The sequence below is a fragment of the Terrisporobacter muris genome, assembly GCF_024621905.1.
Classification (GTDB): domain Bacteria; phylum Bacillota; class Clostridia; order Peptostreptococcales; family Peptostreptococcaceae; genus Terrisporobacter; species Terrisporobacter muris.
The window spans coordinates 1-1427 of record NZ_JANKBY010000549.1 but is presented as its reverse complement, the minus strand read 5'-3'; the positions used below and the strand labels follow the sequence as shown (position 1 = coordinate 1427).

General features: G+C 26.3%; 2 protein-coding genes. Both read left to right on the top strand.

What is annotated here, in order from left to right:
- The coding region (locus NSA58_RS20180) for a M48 family metallopeptidase (RefSeq protein ID WP_257560934.1) at positions 1–394 on the top strand (394 nt) is incomplete at its 5' end.
- 41 nt (positions 395–435) lie between these two features.
- Positions 436–1427 (top strand): PocR ligand-binding domain-containing protein (locus tag NSA58_RS20175; RefSeq protein WP_257560933.1); only part of this gene is annotated, 992 nt, incomplete at its 3' end.

The following is a 1427-nucleotide window of genomic DNA, read 5'->3' as shown; positions in this document are numbered from 1 at the left end:
CTTAATAATTACTACAAATAATAATGAGATTGAATATATTAAAAATGAACTGAAAAAGTGGTACAAGATAGAAAGTGAAAAGATAGTCATAACAAGACTTGAAGTATTAAAAAAAGAAAAGCCTATGATGAATAAATTAAGTCCTAATATAATTAAAATTAAAGAACAAAAGAAAAGATGGGGAAGCTGTACATCTAGTAAAACTATTTATATTAATTCTAGAATTTCTATGTTAAAAGTTGATGTAATAGATTATATATTAGTTCATGAGTTTTCACACTTGGTTCATATGAATCATTCTAAGGATTTTTATAATCTTGTAGAAGAAATAATTCCAAATTTTAAAGAAAGTGAAAAGTGGCTTAAAGAAAATTCTTATAAGCTTACTTTATAATAAAAAGTCAAATAATAATCATATGTATGGGGGATTTTACATTGAAAAAAGATAAAATAAATTTGGATAAAGTAATAGATTTTAAAAAATGGCAAACTCTTCAAGATAATTTATCTTTAGTTACAAATATGGCTATTATAACTGTTGATTATAAGGGAAATCCCATAAGTAAACATAGTAAATGTTCTAAGTTTTGTGAATCTGTAAGAAATAATGCTCAAATGGTAAAGTATTGTCAAAAGTGTGACTCCAGAGGTGGACTTGAAGCTGTTAGATCTAATGAGCCTTATATTTATTTATGTCATTATAATATAGTAGATGTGGCAGTGCCTATTATTATTGATGGGAGATATATGGGAGCAATAATGGCAGGACAAGTGAAGTTAAAGGAGAATATAACACAAGACATGGAAAAAATAGTTGATACTTCTCATAAATCAGTAGCAAGAGAGGTACTGGAGGATTTTAAAGAATACTATGATGAACTACCTTTACTTACTTATGAAGAAGTACAAAATATTGCTAATATGTTGTCTTCCTTATGTAATTATTTGGTTGAAGAAGCTTTAGATAAAAATTTAATATTAGAAATGTATAAAAAGTCACTAGGAAGTAATATGGAGTTGGATTCCAACTTTTTTAAAGGATATAGTGTAAAAAATATTGAAAATATAAAAAAGGGAATATCTAACGCCATGGTTGATGCTTACGTTTCTGAAGATATATACGATGAAGATAATAAAAAAATTAGTTCCACATTAAAGCCAGCTATTGACTATATATATAAAAATAAAAGTGAAAATATTACAGTGGAAAATATGGCAAAAGTTTGTCATATAAGTCAGAGTTATTTTAGTCGATTGTTTTCTAAAGAAATGGGACAGAGTTTTTCCAATTATATATCAAAATTAAAAATTAAGTGGGCTAAAGACATTTTGGAAGAGAGCGATATGAGCATAAGCCAAATAAGTGATGAACTTGGTTTTAATGAACCAGGATATTTTATAAAAATATTTAAAAAGTATGAAGGGAT